Origin of the sequence: Rhodoplanes tepidamans (assembly GCF_030813915.1) — a bacterium.
Taxonomy (GTDB): domain Bacteria; phylum Pseudomonadota; class Alphaproteobacteria; order Rhizobiales; family Xanthobacteraceae; genus Rhodoplanes; species Rhodoplanes tepidamans.
On record NZ_JAUSUJ010000032.1, the window covers coordinates 61,534 to 68,095 of the forward strand.

At 72.6% G+C, this 6,562-nt stretch carries 7 protein-coding genes; 4 read left to right on the forward strand and 3 right to left on the reverse strand.

Annotated elements, in window-relative coordinates; genetic code table 11:
• Positions 1-87: 87 nt before the first annotated feature.
• Complete coding sequence (locus tag J2S22_RS27575) at positions 88-723, reverse strand: hypothetical protein (RefSeq protein ID WP_272779308.1); 636 nt, start codon at positions 721-723, stop codon at positions 88-90.
• Between the two features lie 202 nt (positions 724-925).
• On the opposite strand from J2S22_RS27575, the gene J2S22_RS27580 reads away from it, so the two are divergent.
• Entirely contained in the window at positions 926-1,144 is a 219-nt protein-coding gene (locus J2S22_RS27580; protein ID WP_272779307.1) for a hypothetical protein, read from the forward strand.
• 100 nt (positions 1,145-1,244) lie between these two features.
• On the forward strand, positions 1,245-2,168 hold the full coding sequence (locus J2S22_RS27585; protein ID WP_272840681.1) for an ROK family protein: 924 nt from the start codon (positions 1,245-1,247) through the stop codon (positions 2,166-2,168).
• Between the two features lie 89 nt (positions 2,169-2,257).
• Here J2S22_RS27585 and J2S22_RS27590 read toward each other — a convergent pair whose 3' ends face one another.
• On the reverse strand, positions 2,258-2,782 hold the full coding sequence (locus J2S22_RS27590; protein WP_272779305.1) for a hypothetical protein: 525 nt from the start codon (positions 2,780-2,782) through the stop codon (positions 2,258-2,260).
• A gap of 7 nt (positions 2,783-2,789) precedes the next feature.
• On the reverse strand, positions 2,790-3,482 hold the full coding sequence (locus tag J2S22_RS27595; RefSeq protein WP_272779304.1) for an AIM24 family protein: 693 nt from the start codon (positions 3,480-3,482) through the stop codon (positions 2,790-2,792).
• Between the two features lie 192 nt (positions 3,483-3,674).
• On the opposite strand from J2S22_RS27595, the gene J2S22_RS27600 reads away from it, so the two are divergent.
• Together J2S22_RS27600 and J2S22_RS27605 are read left to right on the forward strand one after the other, a co-directional pair.
• Positions 3,675-4,076 carry a low affinity iron permease family protein gene (locus J2S22_RS27600; protein WP_272779303.1) on the forward strand — a complete coding sequence of 134 codons (402 nt, stop codon included), beginning with the start codon at positions 3,675-3,677 and terminating at the stop codon, positions 4,074-4,076.
• A 371-nt stretch (positions 4,077-4,447) separates the two neighbouring features.
• Positions 4,448-6,157, forward strand: a complete 1,710-nt coding sequence (locus tag J2S22_RS27605) for a methyl-accepting chemotaxis protein (protein WP_307155896.1) — start codon at positions 4,448-4,450, stop codon at positions 6,155-6,157.
• Positions 6,158-6,562: the final 405 nt, after the last annotated feature.

Consider the following 6,562-nt stretch of genomic DNA (forward strand, 5'->3'; position numbering starts at 1 on the left):
CTTGCCGAGCGGCCCCTGGGCCCCGGCTCTGCGGCGCAGCGCGATGCGCTGCGCCTTGTCCGGGGCACGCGGGCAGAGGCCCGTCCCCTACCCCCCCGCCTTCCACCTCGCGACCGGCCACACGTCGGGCAGCTCGCCGTGGTCGTGGGTCCAGGGGTCGACGGTCCATTCGGCGCCGGACTTCGTTTCCTTGATCACCGCCGTGTAGTGCGGCCCGCCGCCGGTGAGCAGGCGCGAGATCGGCTCGACCACCCGGTGGTGCTTCAGGAGGCCGAGCTCCTGCAGCACGATCAGCAGCGACGTCGTGTTCACGGTCGCGTCGATGCAGTCGAACTGGGTGCGGTCGTTGGCGTGGCCGAGGCCGCCGGCCCGCGCCTTCGCCTTGCCGGTGCCGGTGAGCGGGGCGACGCGCTTCTCGAACCACACCTCGGTGCGGGCGATGGCGGCGCGCTCGGCCGCCGGCGAGCCGGCGCCCGACGCCATCAGGCTCGCCATCCGGGCGCGGTCGCCGGGCCCGAGGCCGATCTCGGTGCGGAACGCGCAGCCGAAGCCGTGGCAGAAGATCACCCGCGACACCGCCGGCCGCGGCAGCGACACGGTCTGCAGGAACGCCGTCGCGCCGGGATCCACCTCGCCGGCCGCCGCCGGCGGCGCGGCGACCCCGGCGCCGGCGATCCCGGCCCCGAGCAGCATCGTCCCCAGCAGCACCCCGATCGCGCGCATCCCGCCTCCCTCGCGCTCCCCGGGCGAAGGATGGCGGAACCGCCGTCCGGTCTCAAGCTTTTGCCCCCGGGCGGCGCGCGGCCGGGCCGGGACCGTTGCAGCGCCGCATCACCCGGACCGCGGTTCTTGATCTCGCTCAACCGACGGGGGCACGGATCTGGTCAGCTCGCGGCCCTCGGGTCCATCAGCGAAGGAGCGCAGCATGTACAGGGTCTACAGCGCGCCGGCCGGCGCCGACGACATCTCGCCGCTGGAGCGCGACAGGCTTCTCCACCGGGATGTCCACGACATGGACGAGGCGATCGGCTGGGCCGCCCATATGAGCCGCACCGGCCATGCCGTGCTGCTGATCGAGGGCGACGACGGCACCACGCTGGGCGCCGGCGAGATCGCCAGCGCCCTGCGCCAGCGCATGAGCTGAGCCGACACGCAGCCGCGCCCGGCCGCGCCGCCGGGCCGGTTGCACCGCCGCGCCGGCGGTGGCATCGCTGCTGCGACATCGGCAGCGGCGGCGGTGAGGCATGCGCATCGGGATCGATCTCGGCGGCACCAAGATCGAGGGACTGGCGCTCGGCCCCGACGGGACCGAGCTGTGGCGCCGGCGTGTCGCCACGCCGGCCGGCGACTACGCCGGCACGCTGGCGGCGATCGCCGGGCTGGTGGTGGCGGCCGAGCACGACCTCGGCCGCCGCGGCACGGTCGGCGTCGCCACGCCCGGCGCCATCTCGCCGGCGACCGGCCTCCTGAAGAACGCAAACAGCGTGGTGCTGAACGGCCGTCCGCTCGACCGTGATCTCGCGCAGACGCTCGGACGCGCCGTGCGGCTGGAGAACGACGCCAACTGCTTCGCCGTGTCGGAGGCGGCCGACGGCGCCGCGGCCGGCGCCGGCGTGGTGTTCGGCGTCATCCTCGGCACCGGGGTCGGCGGCGGCGTGGTGGTCGACGGCCGCCCGCTGTCGGGCCGCAACCGCATCGCCGGCGAATGGGGCCACACGCCCCTGCCCTGGCCGCGCGACGACGAGCGCCCCGGCCCGCTTTGCTACTGCGGCCGCCACGGCTGCCTCGAGACCTTCCTGTCCGGCCCCGGCTTTTCGCGCGACTTTCTCCGCGTCGGCGGAGGCACGGCCTCGCCCGACGCGATCGTCGCGGCCGCCGCCGCCGGCGACGTCGTCGCCCAAAGATGCTTCGAGGACTATGTCGACCGGCTGGCGCGCGGCCTCGCCCTGGTGGTCGACGTGCTCGATCCCGACGTGATCGTGCTGGGCGGCGGCCTCTCCAACATCGACGCGCTCTATGAGCGCCTGCCGCCGCTGGTCGAGCGCCACGCCTTCACCGACCGGCTCGACACCGCGATCGTGAAGAACCGCCACGGCGACTCGAGCGGCGTCCGCGGCGCCGCCTGGCTGTGGCCGGCGGACGCCGCGGGCGATCCGAGGTCCGGGTGACCGGGTCGGCTCGGACGCCGCCCCGGGACGACCGGGGAATTTGCCCAGGCGCGCCGCCGAGCCGGGGCCGGCGTCGCGCAGCCCGACGGTCACTTCGCCCGTTCGAGGCACCTGTCGAGTGCAGCCCTCGCGGCCGGGAGGCCGGCGAGGTCGAGCTCCCAGCGGCGGTCGCCGGCCGCGATCGTCACCGGGCCGGGCGCGAGCCCGGCGAGCAGCCGCGGCGCCTCGGCGCCGTTCGCGTCGCGCGAGCCGACCGCCGGGCCGGTCACCTGGGCCGGGATCGTCCCGACCGTCCGGCCGCCCTGCACGAAGGCCAGCGCGTCCGTGCCGGGGGCCGGCGGCTGCGTCTGATCGACCACCATCACCACGGTCTCGTCGCCGCTCTTCACCACCGTGAAGCCGAAGCCGTGCGGCGTCGTGCCGGCCTTGCCGGTCGAGCACACCCGGGCGCCGTCCGGATGGGTGCGCAGCTCGGTGAGCCAGCCGCCGTCGGTGCGCCAGGCGCCCTGCAGCACGCCCTGCGCCTGCGCCGGCAGCCCCGGCTCGGCGGCGAGCACGGCGAGCGCGGCGGTGGCCGCGAGCGCGAAGAATCTCGTCACGATCGTCCTCGTCATGGCGACCTCAGCCCTGCTTGCCCGGCAGATAGGGCGCGACCGCGTGGGCGAGGCCGGCCGTGGTCAGCGTCTGCAGCCACACCTTGCCGGGGCCGGAGAGCCGCGCCAGGAACAGCCCGTCGCCGCCGAACAGCGCGTTGCGCACGCCCTTGATGGTGGTGATCTCGAAGCCGACGCTGTCCTCGAACATGCCGACATGGCCCGGATGCACCAGCAGCTCCTGGCCGGGCTCCAGCGTGTAGGTCACCACCTCGCCGCCGAGCTCGACCCAGGCGGTGCCGCCGCCGCCGATGCGCTGCAGCACGAAGCCCTCGCCGCCGAACAGGCCGCCGAGCGCCGTCTGGGCCGCCGTGGTGATCTCGACCTCGGGCGTGCCGCAGACGAAGCCGTGCCGGTGCGCCAGCATGGCGCGCCCGGGCGGGACGGCGACCTCCAGGATCGCGCCGGGCAGATGCGCCGCGAAGGCGACGAGCCCGGAGGCGTGCCCGGCGGCGAAGCGGGTGGTGAACAGGCCGCCGCCCGACACGGCGCGACTGACCAGACCCCAGACGCCGCCGCCGCCCGCCCCGCCCATGGCGGTGGTCAGCGTCACGTCGCCCGACATCCAGGAGAGCTGGTCGGGCACGCCGACGACGGCCTCGCCGGGGTCGAGCCTGATTTCGAGAACGGGAAGCGTGGTGCCGATGATTTTCGATTGCATGGGGATCCGGTCCGCTGCAGGAGACGGGCACGACGCTAGCCCGCGGTCCGGCAAGAAGGTCCTTCCCACACGATTCAAATCTTATCGAGCGGCCGGACGATCTCCGCGGGCGGGCGGCGTCGGCACGACGGCACCGCAGGAACCCGGCCCGCCGCGGGCCGTTGTGGTGCCGTGATGCCGACGGAGGCTTCCATGGACGCCGTGTTCACCCGCATCTCCAACCTGGTCGCGCGCGCCGCCGGCAATGCGGCGAGCTTCGTGATCTGCTGCGGCGTGGTGCTCGCCTGGGCGATCTCCGGCCCGCTCTTCCACTTCTCCGACACATGGCAGCTGGTCATCAACACCGGCACCACCATCGTGACCTTCCTGATGGTGTTCCTGATCCAGAACACCCAGAACCGCGACGGCGCCGCCATCCAGGCCAAGCTCGACGAGCTGATCAGGGTGAGCGCCGGCTCGAACACCTTCATCGGCATCGAGCACCTGCCGCAGGAGGAGGTCGAGCGGTTCCGCGAGCGCTGCGAGAGGGCCGCCGACGAGGCGGTGGCGCGCGCCGCCACGCTGTCGAGCGAGGCGGCCGAGCGCGCCGTGTGATCGCGGCGGGGCCGAGCGGCCCGCGGCCGGCGCGGCGGGATTGCAGCCCGAGGGCGCCGCACGGCTGAAAAAGCATGGTTAATACGAAGGTATTGGAAACGGTGTGTCGAAGGCTATAGTATTGAAGCCAAGACCTTATTTATCGAAAACAAATTTTAATCGATTTGCTTCAGAGATGAACGTGCGACGGATCTCCCGGTCGTGATCCGCCTGCGCGCCGGCCAGTTCGCCGGCCTGCATGCACTGCTCCGCCGATCGAGCCGGGGCAGCCGGAAAGCCATCATCTGTTCCGGTCCCTCTCCTGGGCCCGGCCCGTCGAGGTCGCGCGATCGCCGTCGCGCGGTCCTGCGATCGCCTGTCGGAGACCACCGATGTCGCTCCTGTCCCGCATCCGCATCCTGCCGAAGATCCTGTCCGTCATCGTGCTGCTCGGCATCGCCGCCGTGGTGGTCAGCGTGGTGGCACTCAATGCCCTCGCGACCCTCGCCGATGTCGCCACGGAGGCGAAGGCGGCCGGCGACAAGAACAACCTGTCGTCGCAGCTCAACATCAACCTGCTGGCGATGAACCGGGCCGAGTATCGGATCAACGCCGCGCCGCGGCCCGACATCATCCAGGATTCGCTCGGCCGCATCGAACGGGAGAAGAAGACCTTCGGCGAACGGTTCGAGCGGCTCAAGAGACTCGCCTCGACCGAGGAGGACCGCCGCTACATCGCCGACATGACGACGATCGGCGGGGAATACCTGCGTGAGCTCGAGGTCACCGTCACCTTCGTGAAGACGTTGTCCAACCCGCCCACCGCCGAGCAGATCGACCGGCTCAACAAGGAGGTGGTGTCGAGCCGCCTCGCGCAGGAGAAGGCGCGCGACCGCACCCGTAGCTACAACGATGCCATCGCCAAGCAGGTCGCCGATCTCGCCGTCCTCACCGAGACGACAGCGACGACCGGCCGCAACACCATCATCACGGTGGCGTCCGTCGGCATTCTCGGCGCGCTGGCGCTGGGCTTCTTCATCGGCCAGTTCGGCATCGCCCGGCCGATCGCCGCCTCGGTGGCGAGCCTGCAGACGCTGGCCAAGGACGACTTCTCGATCGACATCGCCGGCTCGGAGCGCGGCGACGAGGTCGGCGACATCGCCAAGGCGGCGCTGGTGTTCAAGCAGAACGGCCTCGACAAGCAGCTCATGCAGCGCGAGCAGCAGGAGGCCGAGACGCGCGCCGTCACCGAGCGCAAGGCCGAGATGCGGAAGATCGCCGACGGCTTCGAGGCCGCGGTGGGCGAGATCATCGAGACGGTGTCGTCCGCCTCGACCGAGCTGGAAGCCGCCGCCGGCACCCTCACCCGCACGGCCGAGACCACGCAGGGCCTCGCCACCCGGGTCGCCTCCGCGTCCGAGCAGGCCTCCAGCAACGTCCAGTCGGTCGCCTCCGCCAGCAACGAGATGGCCTCCTCGGTGCACGAGATCTCCCGCCAGGTGCAGGAGTCGAGCCGCATCGCCAACGAGGCCGTCAGGCAGGCAGAGAAGACCGACAGCCGCATCAACGAGCTGTCGCAGGCGGCGAGCCGCATCGGCGACGTGATCAAGCTGATCACCGCGATCGCCGAGCAGACCAATCTGCTCGCCCTCAACGCGACGATCGAGGCGGCCCGCGCCGGCGAGGCCGGCAAGGGCTTCGCGGTCGTCGCCCAGGAGGTCAAGGCGCTCGCCGCCCAGACCGGCAAGGCGACCGGCGACATCTCGGCCCAGATCGCCGAGATGCAGGCGGCGACGCAGGACTCGGTCTCCGCCATCAAGGAGATCGGCGGCACCATCGGCCGCATCGCCGAGATCACCGCCACCATCGCGGCCGCCGTCGAGGAGCAGGGAGCGGCCACCAGCGAGATCGCCCGCAACGTCCAGCAGGCGGCGAGCGGCACCACCGAGGTCGCCACCAACATCATCGAGGTCGACCGCGGCGCCGCCGAGACCGGCTCGGCCTCCTCGCAGGTGCTGTCCTCGGCGCAGTCGCTGTCGGGCGAGAGCAACCGCCTCAAGCTCGAGGTCGGCAAGTTCCTGAACACCATCCGGGCCGCGTAGCCGCCCCACCGGCGCGGTCCGTCCGGCGCGACCCGAGCCCACGACCGGCTCGCCTCGAGCCCGGAGCAGAGCGGCAGAAAGCCGCCGACCTCGCGATCCCCTCTCCGCCCGGGCCCGATCGGCCCGGGCGTTTTCTCGTGCGCACGAGCGAGCCGTCAGGGCGCAGGCTCCGGCCGGAGCCCGGACCCCATGACCCCGGCTTTTCCGAAACAAATCAGACCGGGATTATGGATTCAGGACAGCCGCTTCGCGGCCTCCGAAATGACGAGGAGGGATTTTCAACGGGCCGCCAGCGGGGGGGGGGGGGCGGCGGGCGGCGGGGGGGGGGGGGGGGGGCGCCCCGGGCCCGGGCCCGGGGGCGGGGGGGGGGGGGCCGCCCGCCCCCCCCCCGCCCCCCGCCCCCCC